23 protein-coding genes and 1 tRNA gene are annotated in these 19,742 nt (G+C 58.4%); 11 read left to right on the forward strand and 13 right to left on the reverse strand.

Going from position 1 to position 19,742, the window contains the following annotated elements:
- Nucleotides 1-45: 45 nt before the first annotated feature.
- Nucleotides 46-402 (forward strand): hypothetical protein, encoded by a 357-nt coding sequence (locus PMI07_RS24275; protein ID WP_007770230.1) that lies wholly within the window; start codon nucleotides 46-48, stop codon nucleotides 400-402.
- Nucleotides 403-562: 160 nt separating this feature from the next.
- Here PMI07_RS24275 and PMI07_RS24280 read toward each other — a convergent pair whose 3' ends face one another.
- The gene (locus PMI07_RS24280) at nucleotides 563-1,312 is read right to left on the reverse strand and encodes an SIMPL domain-containing protein (protein ID WP_024164102.1); all 750 of its coding nucleotides are present in this window, start codon (nucleotides 1,310-1,312) and stop codon (nucleotides 563-565) included.
- A 242-nt stretch (nucleotides 1,313-1,554) separates the two neighbouring features.
- Here PMI07_RS24280 and PMI07_RS24285 point away from each other — a divergent pair.
- Nucleotides 1,555-1,630: transfer RNA gene (locus PMI07_RS24285), tRNA-Ile, on the forward strand.
- 311 nt (nucleotides 1,631-1,941) lie between these two features.
- Here PMI07_RS24285 and PMI07_RS24290 read toward each other — a convergent pair.
- Genes PMI07_RS24290 through PMI07_RS34485 form a run of 3 tightly spaced genes read right to left on the reverse strand, consistent with a single transcriptional unit; the run spans nucleotide 1,942 to nucleotide 4,699 of the window.
- Nucleotides 1,942-3,630 (reverse strand): recombinase family protein, encoded by a 1,689-nt coding sequence (locus PMI07_RS24290; RefSeq protein WP_007774280.1) that lies wholly within the window; start codon nucleotides 3,628-3,630, stop codon nucleotides 1,942-1,944.
- The gene (locus PMI07_RS33780; RefSeq protein ID WP_007774283.1) at nucleotides 3,627-4,190 is read right to left on the reverse strand and encodes a DUF2924 domain-containing protein; all 564 of its coding nucleotides are present in this window, start codon (nucleotides 4,188-4,190) and stop codon (nucleotides 3,627-3,629) included. The genes PMI07_RS24290 and PMI07_RS33780 overlap by 4 nt, the downstream gene beginning before the upstream one ends.
- A 2-nt stretch (nucleotides 4,191-4,192) precedes the next feature.
- The gene (locus PMI07_RS34485) at nucleotides 4,193-4,699 is read right to left on the reverse strand and encodes a DUF3489 domain-containing protein (protein WP_007774285.1); all 507 of its coding nucleotides are present in this window, start codon (nucleotides 4,697-4,699) and stop codon (nucleotides 4,193-4,195) included.
- 528 nt (nucleotides 4,700-5,227) lie between these two features.
- On the opposite strand from PMI07_RS34485, the gene PMI07_RS24305 reads away from it, so the two are divergent.
- From PMI07_RS24305 to terL, 4 genes are read left to right on the forward strand one after another with little or no spacing between them, the layout of a single operon-like run.
- Nucleotides 5,228-6,754, forward strand: coding sequence for a DNA methyltransferase (locus tag PMI07_RS24305; protein WP_024164103.1), 1,527 nt, complete (start codon nucleotides 5,228-5,230; stop codon nucleotides 6,752-6,754).
- Nucleotides 6,747-7,472 carry a DUF5681 domain-containing protein gene (locus tag PMI07_RS33785; RefSeq protein ID WP_007767062.1) on the forward strand — a complete coding sequence of 242 codons (726 nt, stop codon included), beginning with the start codon at nucleotides 6,747-6,749 and terminating at the stop codon, nucleotides 7,470-7,472. Before PMI07_RS24305 ends, PMI07_RS33785 begins: the two co-directional genes overlap by 8 nt.
- On the forward strand, nucleotides 7,469-8,521 hold the full coding sequence (locus tag PMI07_RS24315; RefSeq protein ID WP_007767064.1) for a hypothetical protein: 1,053 nt from the start codon (nucleotides 7,469-7,471) through the stop codon (nucleotides 8,519-8,521). The genes PMI07_RS33785 and PMI07_RS24315 overlap by 4 nt, the downstream gene beginning before the upstream one ends.
- A 3-nt stretch (nucleotides 8,522-8,524) precedes the next feature.
- Entirely contained in the window at nucleotides 8,525-8,962 is a 438-nt protein-coding gene (terL, locus tag PMI07_RS33790) for a phage terminase large subunit (RefSeq protein ID WP_081760931.1), read from the forward strand.
- A gap of 103 nt (nucleotides 8,963-9,065) precedes the next feature.
- Here terL and PMI07_RS24320 read toward each other — a convergent pair whose 3' ends face one another.
- Genes PMI07_RS24320 through PMI07_RS24335 form a run of 4 tightly spaced genes read right to left on the reverse strand, consistent with a single transcriptional unit; the run spans nucleotide 9,066 to nucleotide 10,676 of the window.
- Nucleotides 9,066-9,572, reverse strand: coding sequence for a hypothetical protein (locus tag PMI07_RS24320; protein WP_024164104.1), 507 nt, complete (start codon nucleotides 9,570-9,572; stop codon nucleotides 9,066-9,068).
- Nucleotides 9,573-9,582: 10 nt separating this feature from the next.
- Nucleotides 9,583-10,044 carry a hypothetical protein gene (locus tag PMI07_RS24325; RefSeq protein ID WP_007760703.1) on the reverse strand — a complete coding sequence of 154 codons (462 nt, stop codon included), beginning with the start codon at nucleotides 10,042-10,044 and terminating at the stop codon, nucleotides 9,583-9,585.
- The gene (locus PMI07_RS24330; RefSeq protein WP_007760701.1) at nucleotides 10,041-10,391 is read right to left on the reverse strand and encodes a hypothetical protein; all 351 of its coding nucleotides are present in this window, start codon (nucleotides 10,389-10,391) and stop codon (nucleotides 10,041-10,043) included. Before PMI07_RS24330 ends, PMI07_RS24325 begins: the two co-directional genes overlap by 4 nt.
- A 33-nt stretch (nucleotides 10,392-10,424) precedes the next feature.
- Complete coding sequence (locus PMI07_RS24335) at nucleotides 10,425-10,676, reverse strand: hypothetical protein (RefSeq protein ID WP_007760699.1); 252 nt, start codon at nucleotides 10,674-10,676, stop codon at nucleotides 10,425-10,427.
- Nucleotides 10,677-10,800: 124 nt separating this feature from the next.
- On the opposite strand from PMI07_RS24335, the gene PMI07_RS33795 reads away from it, so the two are divergent.
- Nucleotides 10,801-11,145, forward strand: coding sequence for a helix-turn-helix transcriptional regulator (locus PMI07_RS33795; RefSeq protein ID WP_007760696.1), 345 nt, complete (start codon nucleotides 10,801-10,803; stop codon nucleotides 11,143-11,145).
- A gap of 110 nt (nucleotides 11,146-11,255) precedes the next feature.
- Here the strand turns inward: PMI07_RS33795 and PMI07_RS34490 are convergent.
- From PMI07_RS34490 to rfbC, 5 genes are all read right to left on the reverse strand, one after another.
- A protein-coding gene (locus PMI07_RS34490) for an IS5 family transposase (RefSeq protein ID WP_155956631.1) occupies nucleotides 11,256-12,010 on the reverse strand; the annotation gives its coding sequence in 2 pieces (ribosomal slippage) (nucleotides 11,256-11,677 and nucleotides 11,677-12,010; 756 coding nt in all).
- Between the two features lie 87 nt (nucleotides 12,011-12,097).
- The gene (gene rfbA, locus PMI07_RS24355) at nucleotides 12,098-12,991 is read right to left on the reverse strand and encodes a glucose-1-phosphate thymidylyltransferase RfbA (protein ID WP_007765307.1); all 894 of its coding nucleotides are present in this window, start codon (nucleotides 12,989-12,991) and stop codon (nucleotides 12,098-12,100) included.
- A 4-nt stretch (nucleotides 12,992-12,995) separates the two neighbouring features.
- On the reverse strand, nucleotides 12,996-13,994 hold the full coding sequence (rfbD, locus tag PMI07_RS24360; RefSeq protein ID WP_348626256.1) for a dTDP-4-dehydrorhamnose reductase: 999 nt from the start codon (nucleotides 13,992-13,994) through the stop codon (nucleotides 12,996-12,998).
- Nucleotides 13,922-14,980 (reverse strand): dTDP-glucose 4,6-dehydratase, encoded by a 1,059-nt coding sequence (rfbB, locus tag PMI07_RS24365; RefSeq protein ID WP_007765298.1) that lies wholly within the window; start codon nucleotides 14,978-14,980, stop codon nucleotides 13,922-13,924. The genes rfbD and rfbB overlap by 73 nt, the downstream gene beginning before the upstream one ends.
- Before the next feature lie 27 nt (nucleotides 14,981-15,007).
- The gene (rfbC, locus tag PMI07_RS24370; protein WP_007765295.1) at nucleotides 15,008-15,604 is read right to left on the reverse strand and encodes a dTDP-4-dehydrorhamnose 3,5-epimerase; all 597 of its coding nucleotides are present in this window, start codon (nucleotides 15,602-15,604) and stop codon (nucleotides 15,008-15,010) included.
- A gap of 468 nt (nucleotides 15,605-16,072) precedes the next feature.
- Here rfbC and PMI07_RS34495 point away from each other — a divergent pair.
- The 4 genes from PMI07_RS34495 (at nucleotide 16,073) to PMI07_RS24395 (ending at nucleotide 19,742) form a co-directional block, all read left to right on the forward strand.
- Nucleotides 16,073-16,827 (forward strand): IS5 family transposase gene (locus PMI07_RS34495; protein ID WP_155956631.1). Its coding sequence is split into 2 segments (ribosomal slippage): nucleotides 16,073-16,406 and nucleotides 16,406-16,827, totalling 756 coding nucleotides; the frame shifts between segments, so codons are not numbered across the junction.
- A gap of 163 nt (nucleotides 16,828-16,990) precedes the next feature.
- The gene (locus PMI07_RS24385; RefSeq protein WP_037088245.1) at nucleotides 16,991-17,758 is read left to right on the forward strand and encodes an ABC transporter permease; all 768 of its coding nucleotides are present in this window, start codon (nucleotides 16,991-16,993) and stop codon (nucleotides 17,756-17,758) included.
- Nucleotides 17,755-18,420, forward strand: a complete 666-nt coding sequence (locus PMI07_RS24390) for an ABC transporter ATP-binding protein (RefSeq protein WP_007773543.1) — start codon at nucleotides 17,755-17,757, stop codon at nucleotides 18,418-18,420. Before PMI07_RS24385 ends, PMI07_RS24390 begins: the two co-directional genes overlap by 4 nt.
- Nucleotides 18,417-19,742, forward strand: coding sequence for a hypothetical protein (locus tag PMI07_RS24395; protein ID WP_007773541.1), 1,326 nt, complete (start codon nucleotides 18,417-18,419; stop codon nucleotides 19,740-19,742). The genes PMI07_RS24390 and PMI07_RS24395 overlap by 4 nt, the downstream gene beginning before the upstream one ends.

Below are 19,742 nucleotides of genomic sequence, written 5' to 3' on the forward strand. Positions count from 1 at the left end.
ACCCTTGGGCCGCAGAACCTGGCCCGGATTTCGGAGAAACATCCTATGACCAGCATGATCGTCAAAGCCGGCGTGGCCGCTCTCATCGCGCTCACCGGTCTTTCCGCCACAGCCCCGACGGCTGCTGCCGCCGGCCCGGACTTTGCCATCCAGGTGCAGTACCGCGACCGTGATCGCGATTGGCGCCCGGATCGTGGCGGCGATCGCGACTGGCGTCCGGATCGCGGCCCGCGCGGTTGCGCTCCCGGGCTGGCAGAAGAAAAGGCAAGCCGCATGGGCCTGCGCCGCGCCCGCGTCGTGGATGCTGGCCGCCGCGTCGTGGTCGTTGCCGGTTTCGGCCGCCGCGGCCCGGACCGCATCATGTTCGCCAACGAGCGCGGCTGCCCGGTCATCCGCCGCTAAATTTTACCAGAAAGCCCCTTCCGTCTCCATCGCCCGTTGACGGAGGACAAGCGCCCCCGCCAGGTCTGACGACCTGGCGGGGGCGTTTTATTTTCCGTTATTGCTCCGAGGCGGGCGCCATTGCGAGAAGGCGCCCGGCTCTTGTTCAGGAGCGCGCCATCTATTGCTCAAGGGCAAAGGTGACGTTGACGGTCACCGTATAGGTGTTTTCGCCGCCGGCGACAGGAACCGCCTCGGCGGCCATATCCTTGGCCATCGCCATGCGCACCATCGGCTGAGGGGCCGGGCGCATGGAATTCTCGCTGATTTCAAGAATCCGCCCGAGCTTGACGCCGGCCGCTTCCGTCAGCGTCTTTGCCTTGGCGAGCGCCTCGGCGACAGCCTTCTTGCGGGCCTCGGTCATCGTGTCGTCCGGCTTGTCGTTGGTGAAGGTGATCTGACCGCCCTGGTTGACGCCGAGCTTCACCGAACGGTCGATCAGGCCGCCGAGCTTCTGGAGATCACGGACCTTGAGGGTGAGCGTGTTGGAAACCTCATAACCGACCACCTGCGGCGGCTCCATGACACCATTTTTCGGCTCGGTATGGCGGTATTGCGGAAAGATCGAGAAATTGCTGGTCTGGATATCGCGATCGGCGATGCCGTCGCCCTTCAGCGCGACAAGCACATCCTTCATGGCGGCGCTGCTGGCCGAAAGTGCGGCCTGCGCCGTCTGGCCGTTGCGAACCACCGAGAGCGTCAGGACCGCCATGTCCGGCGCAACGGAGGCCTGGCCTTCGCCGAGCACGTTGATGACCGGTTCGCGGGGGCGGATATCCTGCGCGAAACCCGGGGCCGCAGAAGAGACGGCGACCGCACCGGCAAATACGGCAGCAAGGACGAGACGTGACGACGAAAGCGCTCTGCGCATGGATGTTCTCCCCGATTGTCCGGGCGGGGGGACGCTGTTTCCCCGGACCGGCCCGTCATGTTCCATCTGCCGCGCGAACAGACTCAAACCGGGAATCGGCTCGGCATGTTCGCGCCAGACGAGCCTACCTGCCGGTTGATTGTGAAGCTATTGCGGCAACGGCTTGTAGCATCTCGTGAATTGCGTTAGAGCGGACCTCCGGGTGACGGCGGACCATTGCGCCCCACTTCTGCCGGATCGGCGGGCCTGTAGCTCAATGGTTAGAGCCGGCGGCTCATAACCGCTTGGTTGGGGGTTCGAGTCCCTCCGGGCCCACCATTCAGTCCAGCGGTATTCGCGGATTTTGCACCGTATCGAAATAGCGGCGACATTTCCGTATGTTAGGGTGGGGCCTGTTAATCGACTTGGTTAGTTGGTCACGGAATTCGGGCTTCGTCACTGTTTTCAGCACGGCCGTCTCAGTTCGCTATTTTCCGTATCCAAGTCGTTTTCGGCGAGGGGCTATGTCGGCGCCTCTGCATTACCGGAATCGGATAGCTCGATGAAATAGCACGCCCGAATCCATACGGCGCCCCCGGTGAGTGAGGCGCCGCATGGATTGGACGTTTCGGTGACGCAAGAGGCGCGTCTCAAGCGACGCGGTCGATCTGCTCGTCCCACATCAGCGGTAGATCGGACATGCGGAGCAGCCGTTGGGTTGTCAGCGATGCTGGCTGGCGACCGGCGAGTATGGCCTCGGTAATTGATGGGGCGAGGAAAGCGAGCGGCAGGATTCGGCTGACCTCCGAGAGCTCGGTCTGGTAGCGACGCGCCACATCCGTGAGGCTTCGCCCTGAGCCGTCGGTGAGGCTGGCCAGATAACAATGGGCTTTCGCGATCAATTGCACCAGCGATGGATCTGGCCTCCGGTTAGGAGCGTCACCGTTGGTGACGACCATGCGGAACTCAACACCGCGTCGCTTCATCGCGATGGGAAGTACTAGCGTTTCGAGGCAGTCGGCGTCTTCGCTCGAATCCTGGCCTTTCTCTTTGACCCTTCCCGTGAGAGCATCGATCAGCGCTCTACGATCCCAAGTGAACGTGATCGCATTACTGCCGAGGTCGATCCGCTTGAATACCTGGCGGAGGGTGTCTCGTAGTTGGTTTTCGGTGCTGCTCGGCTTGTCGGCATCCAGTATCTTCTCTGCCATGGCGATACCCTTGCCGATCTGCTGTTCATTCCCGTCCGCCTCCAACCACCGTGTTAGTCGTGCTTTATCGGTGAGGAGGTGTTTGAACTGCGAGATGGCGATACGGTCCAGTTCAGGCGCGGGAACGCGCCACGCGCTATCGTCTTTCTCCTTGGGCCGCTTCAGTCGCGACGAGCTGTAGTAGCGGTAGCGCTTCCCCCTTGGCGACGCATAAAATGTGATAAGTTTGTCGCCGATATCATCAAAAACGATGCCCGTGAGCAAATGCGGATAATGCTGATTGGTGGATGAAAATCGCTTCGATCTTTGGTCCGCCAGACACTGTTGAACCTGCGCGAAGAGATCTGGATCGATAATCGGCACATGCTCGCCGTCGTAAATATTGGTCTTGTGACGGATCTTGCCGATGTAAATTGGATTGGTCAGGAGGTGGCTGAGGTTCCCGCGGCCGAAGGGGCTGCCCAACGTTCCGCGTCGTTCGGATCGAAATGGTTTGACCCTCCCGCATTCGTCAACAAGCCCCCTTATAGACCGCAGGTGCAGGTATCGTTCGAAAAGATAGCGGACAGTCTCAGCTTCCTCTTCATCGACGATCAGCTTGCGCCCCTGCACTCGATACCCAAGCGGCACGACACCGCCCATCCACATGCCCTTCTTCTTGGAGGCAGCGATTTTGTCGCGAATTCGCTCGGCGGTCACCTCGCGCTCGAACTGAGCAAAGGAGAGAAGCACGTTGAGGGTCAGTCTTCCCATAGACGTGGTTGTATTGAATTGCTGAGTGACGGAGACAAAGGAGACTGATTGTTTGTCGAAGATTTCGACGATACGAGAAAAGTCCGTGAGCGACCGAGTGAGGCGGTAGATCTTATAGACCACCACCACATCAATCTTGCGATCCTCAATATCCTGGAGAAGGCGCTGCAGGGCAGGGCGCTCCATCGTGCCCCCCGAGATACCTCCGTCGTCGTAACGGTCAGGGACGAGCGTCCAGCCGAGACCGCTCTGCGAGACGATGAAGGCGCTGCATGCTTCCCACTGGGCGTCCAGGGAGTTGAAAACCTGGTCGAGGCCCTCCTCAGTGGATTTACGGGTATAAACGGCGCAGCGAAGTTTCGGGATCGTACTCATAAGCCAAAGAACCGCGGGCCGGACCAATGTGCGCCGGTGATTTTGCGCGCGATGGCGGAAAGCGACCTGTAGGTCTTGCCATCGAAGATGAAGCCTTTATCGCCGACATCGACACAGTGCCGCCGACCATTCCAATCCCGCACAAGCCGCGTGCCGGGGGAGAGCATTACCCCTTGTCGTGCTTTTTTTGGAAGCCGCGGCTTTTGAGGTGCTGGTTGGAGATGCGATTCTGAAGTCATGTTGGTCTTGCTTTCCGACACCATACCCTTAGACTCATTGAGCTCTCTAAAGAGCATACCTGTGCGATCCTCGGAAAGCTGGCGCGTCGCAGCATATGTTCGCATCGCTGATTTCAGCTCTTTACGAGCGGCCCTTGATAATGTGCCATAGGCCTTGACCTGCAGATCGAAGGATATCGAGCGTTCTAATAACCGCCGCTTCGCGCCCTTTGGTGGCGCGAAGCCATGAGATTTAACCCACATTGCTGTTAGTTCCGCATAGGAAAGATCGCCGAGGGCGGCGACCTTCTGTTCGATTGTTGTTCTGGCCTTCATTGTCATCGTTAGGCTCTCGGTGCCGATACCTGGCTCTGGGAGAGGACCGCACACCTTACGCGGGGTCTTTCCGACCTCCGTGGTTCAGCGGGTGGTACGGCGGGATTGGAAGCCGACTGGCCGGCGGCTGCGACTGTCGGTGTAATCTCGGAGCTCACGCCCTCGACGATCCGGTAATATGCTACCCCGTCGGCTCGTGAGCCCCGTGTGACGTCAAAACCAAGCTTCTTCCTGACCGTTCCGGAGAGGAAGCCGCGAACCGAATGTGCCTGCCACCCGGTCATGGCCATGATGGATTCAAGCGAAACGCCGTCTTTGCTGCGGAGGGCCTCGATCACGTTAGAAGCTTTCGTGACCCTTGCGGCCTTTGTGGCTAGTTCCGTAGGCGAGCTAACTTCCTCAGCCACCACTGTTTCCGCGCCAGCTATTTGGCGGTCGTGACCGCGCTTCGCATGCCCCGCAAATTTGCTGTACTTCGCTACGTTGAAGTCCATGGGTTGATTCGTCTTGATCATCGTCTTCTCCGGGATCGAGGGAGCCGGCCGATCCGGTCCCTGTACTGACGCAAGCCCGCGAGCAGGCGGGCGGATGATCCGAGAGGGCGGTGCTGCGCTCCCGATGACGACAGCAATGCTTGCCTTGCGCCGCAAGTCCAGTGGAAGGTTCGCGAACGATGTCGAATTCAGCAGAGGCATAACGGGTGGATTCTTTAGTAATGAAGCGCCGACGGGCGTGATTTCGTCTGGACTTCACAGCGCATAAGCGGAAGCATTGAGTGCGAGTTAGGTGTTGTGTTGAGGGTTAATTTGACGAACACTTAGTAAAATCTAATTAATACACTGAACTATTGATCCGATTGCCGGAGTGCGATAGATCTCTTATCACAACCGCAACTGCGGTTGGTCACAGGCAGCATCAAAGGACGGCTTCGTCCACGGAAGCAGCCAACTTCACCCAGGCTCGAGGGCCGGGGACAGTTGGTATGTTTCCGCCTGTCTCTTCCTTCGAGCCGGATCTGTTCCGCCTCCAGAAGGTCATAGACAATGAATGATGCTTCCCATCCCCAATTCCGGAAACGGTTCAGAGGCTCGCGCAACCCTGCGAAGCCGGTAAAGAGCGACCATCGGCGCCTGCTGCCCGCCGAGATCAAGGCCTTCACCAACAGGATCGTCGATCGGGTCGAACTCCAGCCGCTCGACTGCCTGAAGCCGCATCTGCGCAAGACCCGCGTTCACAACGAACGTCTGATCGGTGCCCTGATGGGTTCGTTCAACCAGTTCGGTTACCTGATCCCGATCGTCATCGACGAGAAGGGCGTCGTCCTTGCCGGTGACGCGCGTGTCGAAGCAGCCCGCCGACTCGGCATCACCCATCTGCCCTGCGTAGAGGTCAATCATCTGTCGGAGGACGACAAGCGTGCCTTCAAGATCGCCGACAACCGGCTGGCCGAGCTCGCCGAGTGGGACTTTCCCGAGCTGAAGGCCGAACTCGACTTGCTGGTGACGATCGACTTCAACCTCGATGCGATCTCGTTCACGACGCCGGAGATCGACCTGATCGGCCAGCAGGCCGAGGCGGCTAAACCGGCCAAGCCGGATGAGGCGGACAGGTTGCCCGAGGCCGCACCGGGACCGGCCGTGACCGAACCTGGAGATATCTGGCAGCTCGGCAAGCACCGCATCATCTGCGGGAGCGCCCTCGATCCGGCGGTCCTGGAGGCGCTGATGGACGGCCGGACAGCGCGCATGGTGCTGACGGACGCGCCCTACAATGTCGCCGTGCAGGGCTTCGTCAGCGGTCTCGGCAAGTTCAGGCACCGCGAGTTCGCGATGGCTTCCGGCCAGATGTCGAAAGAGGAGTTCCTCGAATTCCTGACCAAGGCTTCGGCGCTCGCCTGCGAATACCTGATCGACGGCGGCCTGTTTTACGGCTTCATGGATTGGCGCGGCGCCGGCGTCTACATGTCGGCGCTCGACGCCTGCGGCCTCAGCCAGATCAATCTCTGCGTCTGGAACAAGGGGACGGGCGGCATGGGCACTCTCTACCGCTCGCAGCACGAGCTCTGCCTCGTCTACAAGAAGGGGAGCGCGCCTCACCTCAACAACGTCCAGCTCGGAAGCAATGGCCGATATCGCACCAATGTGTGGGACCATCCGGGCATGGCGTCATTCGGCCGTGGCCGCGACGAAGCGCTCGCCATGCACCCGACGGTCAAGCCGGTCAACCTCCTCGTGGAGGCGATCAAGGACGTCACCGAAGTCAACGATATCGTCATCGACACCTTCCTGGGCTCCGGCTCGACGCTGATTGCGGCGCATAAGTGCGGCCGGGTCTGCCATGGCGTCGAGATTGATTCGCTTTACGCGGACACCATCGTCCGCCGCTTCGAGGCCTTCGCCGGCATCGAGGCCGTGCATGCCGTGACCGGCAAGACGTTCGCCGAGATGGGAAGGATGCGCCAGGCGCAGGCGCAAGCGGTACCGGCCGAGGATCCCGACCCGCCTTCTGTCGTCATCCGCAAGCGCAGCCGCGCGGGCACGGCTCAGCAGATGGAGGCGGCCGATGAGTGATAAGCCGAAGATCCACCAGCGCAGCCGACCCAGACAAGGGTCGGCGGACGTGGAGCAGATCGATGTCGATGCGAAAGTGGCGCGCAAGGGCCAGGCGCCGATCGAACAGGCGATCGAAGCCTCTTTCGCCCAAGCCGAGGCTGGGGGAGGCGGTGCCTATGCGCCGCCCCCGGCCGCCGACACGGCCGCCGATGCATCTCCCCTCAAGCGTGGTGGCAAGGTCGCGGGCAAGGGTGGCGGCGACTACGACGTCGGTTACGGCAAGCCACCGAAGCATACGCAGTTCAAGAAGGGTCAGTGCGGTAACCCAAAAGGGCGGCCGAAGGGAGCCAAAAGCTTGAAGACTCGCCTCCAGGAGATGCTGCTGCGCCCGGTGACCATCAATCGGAACGGCAAGCGGCTAACTATGCCCAGCATGATGGTGCCCTATGAGCAATTGCTGCAGAAAGCCGTGAAAGGAGACCCGAAGGCCCATGCTGAGTTCCATAAACTCGTCCTCCAGTTCGGCATGTTCGAGGGCGAGGGAGACAACGCGGCAGGGGGCGCGGCCGGCGAGTCGGCGGTATCCGACAGCGACATGCGCGCGTACGCTGCGCTACAGCTCGATCAGATGCTTAGGACCGGGCTTTCCAAGGCCGATGCCCGTAAGGCTATCGAAGCCTTTGGCCTGAGCCACTTCCTGCTTGATATGGGCGCCGGACTGGAGGTCGAGGAATGAACTTCAACGCACCTTCCGATGCTCGCCTCGCGCCCATTGCGCAGACGATGATCCGTCAGTGCCTTACCGCGGCGCGGCGCGACAATCTCCATCAGTTCGTCTGGGGCGCGTTCGACGTTCTCCATGACGGGGGTAGCAGCTATATCGACAACTGGCATGTTCGGGCCATGACCCACCAGCTTCAGCGCTGTGTAAGCCTGGAGAGTCGGTTCCTGTTGATCACGCTGCCGCCCCGTTATCTGAAGACGATCTGCGCGTCGATTGCTACGCCGGCGTTCATCCTCGGGCGTAACCCGCATGCCAAGATCATCATCACGACCTATGCCGCAGACCTTAGCAACCTGATCATGTTGGGCCTGCGGCGGCTGATCACTTCACGGTACTATCAGGAGCTTTTCCCCCAGGTCCGGATCAGCGTGTCGGGGCCTGACCTCCTGACGCCCCAGACCGGTGGTATCCGCGTCACGTCGATCGGCGGCTCGGTTACGGGATTTGGCGCCGACTATATCATCATCGACGACCCGATGAAGGCACTTGACGCGACGTCGGAAGCCGAACGGCAGCGTGTTCGGGATTATATCAGCGGGTCGCTCCTCAGCCGGTTCAACAACAAGGCGCGCGGGTGCCTGATCGCCATCCAGCAGCGCCTGCATGAAGAGGACGCCGCAGCCCACCTTCTGTCGCTTGGGTGTTTCGAGCATCTCAACCTGCCCGCGATCGCGGTTGAAGACGAGATCATCATGATCGGAGATGGCACGGTTCACCACCGCTGTGTCGGAGACGTGCTCTTTCCGCAGAACGAATCGCGGGAGACCCTGGACATGTACCGGCGCGCGATGGGTTCACAGGTGTTCGAGACCCAGTACCAGCAGAACCCAGTCCCGGACGGCGGTGGGCTGCTCGATTGGAGTATCTTCAAGACCTATGATGAAGAGCTCCAACGGGAGGACTTCCGCTGGGTCGTCCAGAGCTGGGATACGGCATGGTCGGAAGAGCTGACCGCGGATTATTCCGCCGGAACGACCTGGGGTTACCGGGACGAGGGCTAGTACCTGCTCGACGTCATCCGTGAGAGGTTGTCCTACAACGCTTTGAAGCATCGCATCCTGCGGGAAAGGAGCCGGTGGAGCCCCGGCCACATTTTGATTGAACGGACGGGATCGGGAGTCTCCCTTCTCAAGGAACTGAACCGCGAGGAGGGTCTGCGCCGGGGCCAGCTTTGCGGCATGCGGCCCAGGGTGGAGAAGGAGATCCGTTTCGCCAGTGCCGTCAGCCGGATCATGGATGGGGCGTTCTGGCTGCCTGCCGAGGTGCGCTGGCTCGCCGACTTCCGGCGGGAGTGCCTTAGCTTCCCCACCGGAAAGCACGACGACATGGTCGATAGCATGACGCAGTTCATGGCTTTCCTGGGGGAGCGGCGAGCGCAGGCCCGGCAGAGAGGCGATGAGCGGCCACGCGGAAGGATACCTAGCATGCGGAGACGGCGCTGAGGTTAGGCGGCATGCATCGGTATGGCTTGAAGCAGTGTAAAACAAGGCGGGTGCCGGAAGCGACGCCCGCCTTGGTCTTATCCCACGGTCCGTCCCGCACCCATCACGTCCAGCCGAGCCCGGCGGTGGTGAAGGTGAACTGATGGCGTCCATTGCCGAAGAAGGTGGGTTCGATAGTCACCTTGCCGGAGCGCTTCAATTTGGCGAAGAAGCCGAAAGCATCTATCAGGAAGATCTGCTGTGTGCCTCCGTCGTTGGGCGTGTCGCACTGATAGTCCTCGACCGGGCCGTCGTCGAACTTGACCGCGACCGCCGCTCCGTCGAAGCAGGCGAAGTGGCCGCTATCGGTCGTGAGGTCGACGCTAAGATCTTTCGGATTACGGCTGCGGAGCGTCAGCTGAACCCTTTTCGGCCCGGCGGGCCATGATGATTCTGCGCCGTTGTCACTGACCACCGAGGCGAAGGAGACGGTTATGCCGCGCATCTCGTCCCTGGTCTGGCGGTAATCCCAGCCGGCGACCGAAGCCTGCACCAGCAGGGGGAGTAGAAGAAGAGCAGCCAGTAGCGGTCGAACGCCGTGGCCGATGATGCGAACAAGGTGTCGTGCCATCCGCTCTACCTCAGATCCGGCCAGGTGTAGCGCGAACCGCAATCACCCGCGCCGACAACGGATCGTAGTCGCATTCGTAGGTGTGGATGATCCAGGCGCCGAAACCGTTCTGGAACTCGATGCCGTCGCCGATATAGGTAAGCGTGCCGGTCTCCCTGTTCAGCCAGGTCGGCCGCGGCAACCGAGGTTCGAAGGTACGGTTGGTCCATTTAAAGTTCAGCTTCGCCAAGCGCTCGATCGGCACCCCGCAATTCCGGCCGGCAGCCGCCTGCCATTTGCTTGCCCAACAGGTGAGGTCGCGCACGCAGGTGGAATATTCCGCCTGCCAGGTCTCGGCGGGTTCTGCGGTCTTGCTGTTGGTTGTTTCCGGGGATCCGGCCTTATTACCGGATCCTCCAAAATACCAGATTGCCGCGGCGATCAGGAGCCCAAGCCCCACCACATTCTCGATCTTGTAGTTTTGCCGACTCATCCGTTGACCTCCCCGGTGACGACCCTGTTGTCGCGGTAGGCCTCGGCATCGATCAAAGCCTGAAGCCGCTTCTGGAGCGCGTGTTTCTGCGCCGCCAGTTCCACCGCCAGCCTCTCGCGCTCTGTCCGCTGTTGCGCGACACCCCTTGCCGCCGCACCAAGGAAGCTGAGGCCGATCGTCCGCTGCTTGCCGAGTAAAGTAGGGCTCGTCATCATGAAGAAGCCGCCGAGGCCATAAAGCAGGATCGCTCGCGTGAACCTGCCGATCGATGATCCGCGCTTGCCCGAATTGGGCGGCGCGGCTGGAGCGGCCAGGAGACCGCCTGCTTGTTCTGCTGTTTCCGTCATCCCATCCCCTTGCTGATGTCCCCTAAATGTCCGCTAGATCGTGTCGATCTCTTCCCAAGTGCCGTCGGCGCGGCTCGCTGCCCGCCTCAGCGCCACTATTCGGGCGGTCGGCTCGTGCAGACAGAAGGCCAAGGTGGCGATCGCGCCGGGTTCGATAGGTTCTCTGCCTTCGCCAAGATGGCGCAGCACGGCGGCGATCCCCTCGACGAACCTGAGGTCCTCCTCGATCGCCAGAGCCAGTGGAGATGCCGTTACGGGCGGATCGGTTTTGTCGTCATGCGCCATTGTGGGCCTCCAGCTCCGATGGACTTCGGCGAACGGCATTTTCCCGAAGCACACTTCATGCGACAGACCAATGCTAAAGTTAGCTTCATGGTCAAGTCTAAATCACGAAGTCATCTTCGCCTTCATGACGGATACATTGAAACAGGCGATCGGATCGCAGGTGAAGGCCGCGCGCGAGCGCCGGCGCTGGACCCAGGAAGAACTGGCAGCCAAGATCGGCAAGACGCCGGAAAGCGTCTCCAATATCGAGCGCAGCGTCCATCTGCCGGCACTCGATACGCTGATCGACCTCGCGGCCGTGCTCGATCTCGACATCATGGGAATGATCGACGCCGGCCAGTCGAAGCGCAGGCTGTCCAAGAAACGGCTCAAGCAGGAGGCCGAGATCGCCATGATCGTCCGCGATCTCAGCGATGCTGCCGTCGCCATCGCCGCACAGCAAATCGCAGCTTTGGATCGGGTGAAATAGAGGAGAGGCCCATGACAAGCGAATGGTGGGCGTCAAACGATATTTAGCTCTTCTGATATCGTGGAGTTGCTGCGAACTTGCCTTATCTCCTAGGCTCAGGACTCGTTAAATCACATCCAGAAGATGACGGCTACGGCGATGCATATGCTTGAGAAATAGGTGTGTGCGCAGCGGTCGTATCTGGTGTGAATCCGCCTCCAGTCCTTGAGCCTGCCGAACATGTTTTCGATCTTGTGGCGCTTTTTGTAGAGCGTCGGATCATGTGGGATGACGCTCTTGCGGTTTGCCCGAGATGGAATGCAGGCCGTGATCTTGCGTGCGGCCAAGGCGTCTCGAAACCAGTCGGCGTCATAGCCCTTGTCGGCCAATAGGGTCTTGGCCTTGGGAAAGGCGGCGAGCATTTTCGCTGCCCCTTTGTAGTCGCTCATCTGCCCTTCGCTCAGAAGCAGGATGAGCGGTCGACCATGACCATCGCAGACGGCATGCAGCTTGGAGTTCAATCCACCTTTGGTGCGTCCGATACGTCGGGGAACATCCCCTTTTTTAGCAGACTGGCTGCGGTGCGGTGGGCTTTCAAGTGGGTCGCGTCGATCATCAACTGCTCGGGCCTGCCGCGTCTAGCGGTCAGTTCGGCCAAAATCCGGTTGAACACGCCGAGCCTGCTCCAGCGGATGAAGCGGTTGTAGATCGTCTTGTGCGGGCCATATTCCTTGGGCGCGTCGCGCCACCGTAGCCCGTTGGGTAAAACGAAAATAATGCCGCTCAAAATCAGTCGATCGTCAACGCGCGGAATACCGTGGGACAGCGGGAAGTACGGCTCGATCCGACGCATCTGCGCCTCCGACAACAACAGCAAATCACTCATCGCAGGGCTCCTTTCGATCCGAATGAATCAAAGCCACCGCGACGCTGCAAGCTATTTAATGGTTCCTGAGCCTAGCAGTGATCGTTTCTAGCCTCCGTGGGTCTGATGCTGCGTGGAATCCCGTAGAAGCGCCGTTAGATATTGTCCGTAAGCACTCCGGCCGTACTGGGTGGAGATGCGTTCAAGTTGGTCGGCGTCTATAAAACTCAACCGATAGGCGATTTCTTCAGGGCAGCAGATTTTGACGCCCTGTCGGCGTTCAAGCGTGGAGACAAATTCGGATGCTTCCAGCAGGCTATCGGGTGTTCCGGTATCGAGCCAGGCATAACCGCGTCCCATCATCTCCACATGTAGCGTTCCGCGTTCGAGATAGGCGCGATTGACGTCGGTGATTTCCAGTTCCCCCCGTGCCGATGGTTTCAGGTTGGCCGCGATGTCGATGACGTCCTTGTCGTAGAAATATAAGCCGGTGACGGCCCAGTTGGAGCGGGGACGTTCCGGCTTCTCTTCGATCGACGCCGCTTTCATCTGCTTGTCGAACTCGACCACGCCATAACGTTGCGGATCATTGACGTGATAGGCAAACACCGTGGCTCCGCTTTCCCGCGCCATGGCGCTTTTGAAAAGGTCGGTGATGCCATGGCCGAAAAAGATGTTATCGCCAAGGATCAGACAGGACGAGCTGGAACCAACGAAGTCGGCTCCGATGATATAGGCTTGTGCCAGACCATCCGGAGAGGGTTGCTCCGCATAGGACAACGAGAGCCCCCATTGGGAACCGTCGCCGAGCAATTGCTGGAAATTCGGGAGGTCTTTCGGTGTCGATATGATCAGAATCTCGCGGATTCCCGCCAGCATCAGCGTGGACAGCGGATAATATATCATCGGCTTGTCGTAGATCGGCATGAGCTGTTTCGACATCACCTGAGTCATCGGGTGTAGCCGCGTACCGCTGCCGCCGGCGAGAATAATTCCCTTCATTCGTTCATTCCCCGAATTTTCTGTTTTCGAAGTCGGCTGACTGCAGCACGCGCCTGACGACGTATCCCGTCGATGCCCGCCAATCGGGCATGACAATGCCGTGGCGTTGGTGCAGTCTTGAACAGTCCAGTTGTGAATTGGCCGGCCGCCGCGCGGGTGTCGGGTAGTCGCTGGTTGGTATGCGGATGACCTGTGCCGAAGGTCCGCCATTCGCAGCCGAAATCTTGAAAATCTCGTCTGCGAAATCCGCCCAACTCGCCGCGCCCGTTCCGGCCATATGAAAGATGCCGCGCAAAGCGGGATCGTTTGAAGCCAGCAGGTTTTGCCCGACGGCGATGATGGCACCGGCAATATCGATTGCCGAAGTCGGATTGCCGATCTGATCGTCGACGATCCGCACCTCTTCCTTAGTCTCCGCGCTCTTCAGCATCGTGCGCAAGAAATTCCGGCTGAACGGGCTGTAGATCCAGGCAGTGCGAAGGATGGCATAGTCTTCAGTTGCCGCAGCCACGTTCTGCTCGCCCATCAGCTTCGAGCGGCCATAGACGCCAAGGGGGGCGACGGGATCGGATTCGCCATATGGGGAAGGCTTGCTGCCGTCGAAGACATAGTCGGTGGAGAGATGAACGATAGGGACCCGGAGCGTTGCCGCTACCCGCGCTAGTTCACCAGGGCCTGTGGCGTTGATGGAAATGGCCGTCGCCGCATCTGTCTCCGCGAGATCGACCCCGGTGAAGGCGGCTGCGGAGACGATGAGATCGGGGCGGGCAGCCTGGACGGTCGCGGCGATAGTCTCTGGTGCGGCTAAATCGAGTTCGGGACGGCCGAGCGGAATAATTTCGACGTCGCTTCGCCTGTTTGCATTTTCGAGGAGAGATTGGGCGACCTGTCCCCTAATGCCGGTGACTACGTATCGCCTGGGTGCACGCATCATCCGGTCCCGGTCCTGATCAATCCGAGGCGGTGGCCGTCGTATTCTCCGCGCAGCGGCGCCCACCACCATTCATTGTCGAGATACCAGCGCACCGTCTTTTCGATCCCGCTGTCGAAGCTCTCCCGCGCCCTCCAGCCTAATTCCGTTTCCAGCTTCGTCGCGTCGATCGCATAACGGGCATCATGTCCGGGCCGGTCGGTCACGAAATGAATCTGCTCCTTGCGGGGGTGTCCGATTGGGCGCAGATCGTCCAGGATTGCGCAGATGCGCTTCACGACATCGATATTGCGGCGTTCGTTGCGACCGCCGACATTGTAGGTTTCTCCGATCCGGCCCCGCTCGGCTATGAGATCCAATGCTCGGGCATGATCCTCGACGAAAAGCCAGTCGCGAATATTGTCGCCACTTCCGTATACCGGCAGCGGTTTGCCCTCCAGCGCATTGAGGATCGTCAGCGGGATCAGCTTTTCGGGGAAATGAAAAGGGCCGTAATTGTTCGAGCAGTTGGAGATGATGACCGGCATTCCATAGGTGCGCGCCCATGCCTTGGCCAGATGGTCCGATGCGGCCTTCGATGCCGAATAAGGCGAGCTCGGATCGTAGGGGGTCGTTTCCGAGAATAATCCGTCCAGCCCCAGAGAGCCGTACACCTCGTCGGTCGAAACATGGAGAAAGCGAAACCCGTTTCGGTCCTGAGGGGCGAGTGCCTGCCAATAGGCTCGCGCGCATTCGAGCACGGTGAACGAGCCGAGTATATTGGTCTCGATAAATTGCCGTGCACCGAGGATGGAGCGGTCGACGTGGCTTTCGGCAGCCAGATGCATCACCCGGTCCGGCTTGAACGTCAAAATTGCAGAGCTTATTGCCGCGGCATCGCATATATCGATCTTCGAGAACCGGTAGGACGGCTTGGCCTCGACGGATCTGAGGGAGGTCAACGTGCCGGCATAGGTGAGTTTGTCGACGTTCAGGACCTCGTATCCTTTTTCGAGCACGAGATGTCGGATGACCGCCGATCCGATGAAACCTGCCCCACCCGTCACTAGTACGCGCATGCTCTGAAATCCCCCAAGGAACTTTCGTTACTGGCCCCGACTGCGTTTGCCGATCTCGTTGTTGGCAGCGTAAATAAAGCTGGACGGAAGTTCTGCGAGCGTCGGCTGCCTCTGGTCCTTTTCCGACAGGATAGCCTTGTCCGCAGTAACAGGCCATTCGATCCCGACCGCCGGATCGTTCCAGAGCAGGCCGCGATCATGTTCTGCACTGTAATAGTCGGTCACCTTGTAGGAGACGACGGTATTTGCCGTCAGCGTGCAGAACCCATGTGCGAACCCGGGCGGCAGCCAAAGCTGAAGGGCGTTTTCCGCTGACAGTTCCACCGCCACGAATTTGCCATAGGTCTGCGATCCAGTGCGGATATCGACGGCGACATCCAGGATTGCGCCGCTCGAACAGGAGACCAGTTTGCCCTGGGCACGAGGATGGGCCTGGAAATGCAGCCCGCGGATGGTCCCAACTTCAGCCGAATATGACCGGTTGTCCTGTACGAATACAAAAGGGCCTACTTCTGATTCGAAGAGATCTGCCCGGAACGCTTCGATGAAAAAGCCTCGGGAATCGCCAAATTTCTTCGGCGTAATTAATAAAACGTCCTCAATGGTCGTTCCGTCGAAGCGCACAATTTCCCCGTAATCCCGAAATCGCTAGTTATCAAGCCACATGGATACCCTAAGTGCAATTGGTTTGCGGCTCATCAGATGGGAGTGGATCATTAATTTGGCGTAAATGGGCGGGCGCTATCTCGACCGCAGAGTCGCGTCTGAAGAAATTTTCAGCTCGATAAAAGCCTTTGATGGTTAATTGGAAATCCACCTACCGGAAATTCGTTTCTGAAGTTTTCTGTTCGCGACAAAGCGTTTGTTCAGATTCATGGCGTTCGATGGTTCGTGAAGTACCGAGCGCCCGTGACGTGTCAGCTACTTTATATCCAGCGCTCAAAATGCTTTCAGCAATCGAGAATCAGAGGATGTCGCAAGATTCCGTGAGTGATGGGAGTACGATGAAAATTTGAACTAGGCTCAGGAGCCATTAAATAGCTTGCAGCGTCGCGGTGGCTTTGATTCATTCGGATCGAAAGGAGCCCTGCGATGAGTGATTTGCTGTTGTTGTCGGAGGCGCAGATGCGTCGGATCGAGCCGTACTTCCCGCTGTCCCACGGTATTCCGCGCGTTGACGATCGACTGATTTTGAGCGGCATTATTTTCGTTTTACCCAACGGGCTACGGTGGCGCGACGCGCCCAAGGAATATGGCCCGCACAAGACGATCTACAACCGCTTCATCCGCTGGAGCAGGCTCGGCGTGTTCAACCGGATTTTGGCCGAACTGACCGCTAGACGCGGCAGGCCCGAGCAGTTGATGATCGACGCGACCCACTTGAAAGCCCACCGCACCGCAGCCAGTCTGCTAAAAAAGGGGATGTTCCCCGACGTATCGGACGCACCAAAGGTGGATTGAACTCCAAGCTGCATGCCGTCTGCGATGGTCATGGTCGACCGCTCATCCTGCTTCTGAGCGAAGGGCAGATGAGCGACTACAAAGGGGCAGCGAAAATGCTCGCCGCCTTTCCCAAGGCCAAGACCCTATTGGCCGACAAGGGCTATGACGCCGACTGGTTTCGAGACGCCTTGGCCGCACGCAAGATCACGGCCTGCATTCCATCTCGGGCAAACCGCAAGAGCGTCATCCCACATGATCCGACGCTCTACAAAAAGCGCCACAAGATCGAAAACATGTTCGGCAGGCTCAAGGACTGGAGGCGGATTCACACCAGATACGACCGCTGCGCACACACCTATTTCTCAAGCATATGCATCGCTGTAGCCGTCATCTTCTGGATGTGATTTAACGAGTCCTGAGCCTAACATGACATTGCATTCACGCTTGCAGCGGCAAACGGTGAAAAAGGCGGACGCCCTCGGGCGGCTTCTCAACAAGCATACTTTTGCCAATATGCTCGCTAATGATACAGTCGGAGTAAAGCCGACACAACCGGTACGGGGCCACTTGTTTTATCTCGGAAGTCATGTTCGCGTTGTCGCCGCGCTGTTGATACGCGAGATGTCGACACGATTTGGCAGCAAGCCTGGAGGATATGTCTGGGCTTTCGTTGATCCGGCTGCGCATATCTTGTTTCTGTCGGTCATATTTATGGCTATTTCGCATACGCCGGCGCTGGGCACAAGTTTTTTGCTGTTTTTCGCAACTGGATATATCGGATTCCAATTCTATCAGGCGATGGCCGGCTATCTGAACGGTGCATTAAGCGCAAACCGGGCACTTTTGAGCTATCCGAATGTGGCTCCAATAGACACTATATTTTCTCGATACATTCTCCAGCTCGGAACGACAACTGTCGTCGCTGTTTTCGTCTTTTCAGCCATTAACCTGAGCTTGAAAACTCCGCTGAATATACATTGGCCATTCATTCTTGAAGCTGCTTTGGCAGCCAGCCTCTTAGCGTTGGGCAGTGCATTGGCAAATAATGTTTTATTCCTGAAATACCCGCTATACGAGAAGGTCTTTGGAATCGTCACCCGCCCCCTTTTCATGGTCTCAGGTGTATTCTTCTTACCTGATTCGTTGCCGCATCCCGCGCGAGATGTCATACTCCTTAATCCGCTCGTTCATGTGGTGATGTTATTCCGAAAAGGTTTTTATCCCGAATATCGCGCTGCTGGCTTTGATGCTGGCTTTCTTTATAGCGTCGCTCTTCCCCTTTTATTAGCCGGGCTGCTGATATTCACCGGATCAAGAAGGTCGTTGAGACAATGATCAAACTGGAGAGGGCAACGAAACTTATCCGTGTCAAAGGCTTCACTAAGGCGATCATCAATGACGTCTCGTTCATCATTCCTCGAGGTAAAAGCGTTGGTTTGTTGGGGCGGAATGGTGCGGGCAAATCGACACTGCTGCAGATCATCGCCGGAACGCTTGAACTGGATCAGGGCCGAGTTATCCGCAAAGGCAAGATCTCGTGGCCGTTGGGCTTCCAAGGCGGCTTCCAGAGCAATCTTTCCGGGGAGCAGAACGTTCGGTTCGTCGCCAGGATTTATGGTGTCGATACCGAGGAACTCGTCGCGTACGTTGCCGACTTTGCGGAGCTTGGAGAATTTTACCGAGCGCCGGTCGGGACATATTCGTCGGGGATGAAGGCTCGGCTTGCGTTCGGCGTCAGCATGGGCGTTAAATTTGATTATTATCTGGTGGACGAGATTACGGCTGTGGGCGACACCAACTTCAAACAAAAATCACAAAAGGTCTTTAAGGAGCGCTTGCGGGGCTCCGACGTTATCATGGTATCGCATAGTGCCTCCTCCCTCAGGGATTATTGTCAGACCGGAATTGTGCTAGAGGACGGAAAATTAACATACTATGATAATCTTGAGGACGCCATCAGTGCCCATGAGAGCAATATGAAGAGGCCCCGCACGTGACAGATCAGGCCGTAACCAAGATTGGCGAAGCTGGCCGGCTTCAGCTGGTGGGGCAGCCCCAGCCTGCCGCCGCCAAGACAAGGAACGTTCAATTACTTGAAGACCTGCTGAAGTTTCGAGAGCCTGTCGAACAACTGAAACCTTCTACAGAGATCGAAGCCCCGGGGGACGATGTTTCTTCCGTTCCGATCCGCAGCCTAAAGACTCGCCACCTAGTCATCGTCGGCAGCTTCCTGGCTATCGTTGCGCTGCCTTCATCTCTGACGTCTCTTTATATGGCTTTCATCGCGGCCGACCAATACCACAGTTCCTCATCTTTTTCCGTTCGCAGCATCGATTCTACGCAGCCTTCGGACATCCTTGGAATGTTCACGCAAGCATCAGGAGGGAATACACTTTCAGACTCCTACGTCCTGCTCGACTTTATACGAAGTGAACGCATGGTTCAGGCAATTGACGAAGCGTTCGGGATTGGCTCTGTTTTTGCACCGCGGGGGATAGACTACTTCTACGGTGTCAGCCGGCGCATGCCCATAGAGGACAAGCTCAGCTATTGGCGCCGGATGGTTAGTGTCAACTTTGACCATACGTCAGGCATTATGGTACTTGAGGTCAAGGCATTCGAACCCGAGGATTCGCAGAGGATCGCATCGTTCATCATTGCGCAGAGCGAAAAGCTGGTCAACGACCTCTCTCTATCGGCCAGAAATGAGGTTCTGAAAGTCGCACAGAGCGAGGTCCGTACGGCGGAAGAGCGCCTTTCGAGCGCCCGAATTGCATTGCGTGTGTACCGGGACTCCTCTCAGGAGGCGGACCCGGTCGAAGGAGCAAAACTCGCGACCCAATTGGTCGCAGGACTTGAACAGCAACTCGTCCAATTTAAGACTGAGCTTTCGACGGCGCTGAGGCAAATGGGCGAGGATACGCCTCGTGTCCGCGTTATGCGCTACCAAATTGCAAGCCTGGAAAAGCAAATCGCTCAGGAGAAGCAGAGGTTCGGCAGCGGCGCGGTGGCGAAGCAGGGGCGCAATGCCACTGAGGACCAGCAGGGTGTGGCGGGCCGCATTCTGCAATACGAGACGCTAGAAACGAATCGTGAATTTGCGGAGCGGGCTTATACCTCTGCGCTCGGTGGTTTGGAGAAAGCAAGAATCGAGGCGAGCGCTAAACAGCGCTACTTGGCGGTGTTTATCAAGCCGACGCTGTCCGAGTTGGCGCAGTATCCGAGCAGGATTTGGAATAGCATCCTGATGCTCTTGGGAACGCTGATGATTTGGGGCGTGGCAGTTATGGGGTACTACAATATCCGAGACAGAAATTGA

The sequence above is a fragment of the Rhizobium sp. CF080 genome, assembly GCF_000282095.2.
In the GTDB taxonomy this organism is placed as follows: domain Bacteria; phylum Pseudomonadota; class Alphaproteobacteria; order Rhizobiales; family Rhizobiaceae; genus Neorhizobium.

What these genes read in the sequence shown, in the direction of transcription:
- PMI07_RS24305 (WP_024164103.1), top strand. Translation starts at nt 5,228, where the DNA reads ATGAATGATGCTTCCCATCCCCAATTCCGGAAACGGTTCAGAGGCTCG.
- PMI07_RS24315 (WP_007767064.1), top strand. Translation starts at nt 7,469, where the DNA reads ATGAACTTCAACGCACCTTCCGATGCTCGCCTCGCGCCCATTGCGCAG.
- PMI07_RS24275 (WP_007770230.1), top strand. Translation starts at nt 46, where the DNA reads ATGACCAGCATGATCGTCAAAGCCGGCGTGGCCGCTCTCATCGCGCTC.
- PMI07_RS24390 (WP_007773543.1), top strand. Translation starts at nt 17,755, where the DNA reads ATGATCAAACTGGAGAGGGCAACGAAACTTATCCGTGTCAAAGGCTTC.
- PMI07_RS24330 (WP_007760701.1), bottom strand. Translation starts at nt 10,391, where the DNA reads ATGACGGAAACAGCAGAACAAGCAGGCGGTCTCCTGGCCGCTCCAGCC.
- PMI07_RS34485 (WP_007774285.1), bottom strand. Translation starts at nt 4,699, where the DNA reads ATGATCAAGACGAATCAACCCATGGACTTCAACGTAGCGAAGTACAGC.
- PMI07_RS33780 (WP_007774283.1), bottom strand. Translation starts at nt 4,190, where the DNA reads ATGACAATGAAGGCCAGAACAACAATCGAACAGAAGGTCGCCGCCCTC.
- rfbA (WP_007765307.1), bottom strand. Translation starts at nt 12,991, where the DNA reads ATGAAGGGAATTATTCTCGCCGGCGGCAGCGGTACGCGGCTACACCCG.
- PMI07_RS24335 (WP_007760699.1), bottom strand. Translation starts at nt 10,676, where the DNA reads ATGGCGCATGACGACAAAACCGATCCGCCCGTAACGGCATCTCCACTG.
- PMI07_RS24325 (WP_007760703.1), bottom strand. Translation starts at nt 10,044, where the DNA reads ATGAGTCGGCAAAACTACAAGATCGAGAATGTGGTGGGGCTTGGGCTC.
- PMI07_RS33795 (WP_007760696.1), top strand. Translation starts at nt 10,801, where the DNA reads ATGACGGATACATTGAAACAGGCGATCGGATCGCAGGTGAAGGCCGCG.
- PMI07_RS33785 (WP_007767062.1), top strand. Translation starts at nt 6,747, where the DNA reads ATGAGTGATAAGCCGAAGATCCACCAGCGCAGCCGACCCAGACAAGGG.
- PMI07_RS24320 (WP_024164104.1), bottom strand. Translation starts at nt 9,572, where the DNA reads ATGGCACGACACCTTGTTCGCATCATCGGCCACGGCGTTCGACCGCTA.
- rfbB (WP_007765298.1), bottom strand. Translation starts at nt 14,980, where the DNA reads ATGCGCGTACTAGTGACGGGTGGGGCAGGTTTCATCGGATCGGCGGTC.
- PMI07_RS24290 (WP_007774280.1), bottom strand. Translation starts at nt 3,630, where the DNA reads ATGAGTACGATCCCGAAACTTCGCTGCGCCGTTTATACCCGTAAATCC.
- rfbD (WP_348626256.1), bottom strand. Translation starts at nt 13,994, where the DNA reads ATGGTGGTGGGCGCCGCTGCGCGGAGAATACGACGGCCACCGCCTCGG.
- PMI07_RS24280 (WP_024164102.1), bottom strand. Translation starts at nt 1,312, where the DNA reads ATGCGCAGAGCGCTTTCGTCGTCACGTCTCGTCCTTGCTGCCGTATTT.